The organism is Vibrio sp. 378, assembly GCF_033339435.1.
Genome location: NZ_JAWOUO010000589.1, coordinates 1 through 684, shown reverse-complemented (window position 1 = coordinate 684; position 684 = coordinate 1). Strand labels below are relative to the sequence as shown.

The following is a 684-nucleotide window of genomic DNA, read 5'->3' as shown; positions in this document are numbered from 1 at the left end:
GCTTGATGACTCAGCTGTTGAGTGGTTGAGCCATGCAGAACACAAAGAAGGTTCTTGGTGGACGCATTGGAACGAATGGTTATTGCAATACAACCCGCAAGAGCAGGTTGAACCATTCCCTGTGGGCTCAGAAAATTACCCAGTAATTGACGAAGCGCCAGGACAATACGTTAAGCAAGTTCTGCCTGTGAAAGAGTCTTAAAACTCCCTATAGCAGTAATCTTTAGCGGCCTACATGGTCGCTTTTTTTATGGTCGGATAAGCTGCCATTACACTATAAAAAACAAAAAAGCGCCGAGCATTTGCTCGGCGCTTAGTGTCAACAAAATAGGCAATAAAAAGTTGACGGGGTAGAGATGAACTAACCTTGCGGTTAAACCTCTTTATCCTTACCTAGTGAGAGTAGCCATAAAGAGACTGCTGCTACTCCTACAAAGCCGGAAAGAATAATTACTGGCATTGCGCTGTATCCAAGGATATGCCAAATCACAGATTCTAAAGTACTCATGGTTTGTCTCCTTATTGCCAGCCTTCAACGCCACTCATGTCAGGCAGCTTGTGAGCAATACCTGTGTGACAATCTACACAGGTCTTGTCGCCAGAAGCTAACGCTGTTGAGTGTTGAGCCGCCGCACGCGAACCCTGCTGTGAGTAGTCCATGTAATCAAACTCGTGACAGTTACG

At 45.6% G+C, this 684-nt stretch carries 2 protein-coding genes and 1 pseudogene; 1 reads left to right on the top strand and 2 read right to left on the bottom strand.

Annotated features, from left to right (window positions below):
* Positions 1–202: pseudogene (locus R7Q48_RS27710) on the top strand (class I poly(R)-hydroxyalkanoic acid synthase); the annotation flags it as partial.
* A 171-nt stretch (positions 203–373) separates the two neighbouring features.
* Here the strand turns inward: R7Q48_RS27710 and R7Q48_RS27705 are convergent.
* Both R7Q48_RS27705 and R7Q48_RS27700 read right to left on the bottom strand, forming a co-directional pair.
* Positions 374–508, bottom strand: a complete 135-nt coding sequence (locus R7Q48_RS27705; protein ID WP_005463497.1) for a TIGR02808 family protein — start codon at positions 506–508, stop codon at positions 374–376.
* A gap of 11 nt (positions 509–519) precedes the next feature.
* Positions 520–684, bottom strand: a 165-nt coding sequence (locus R7Q48_RS27700; protein ID WP_318133489.1) for a NapC/NirT family cytochrome c, incomplete at its 5' end; no start/stop codon positions are given.

Bases quoted from the DNA above. Each gene is read 5' to 3' on its own strand.
- R7Q48_RS27705 (WP_005463497.1), bottom strand. From the start codon at position 508: ATGAGTACTTTAGAATCTGTGATTTGGCATATCCTTGGATACAGCGCA.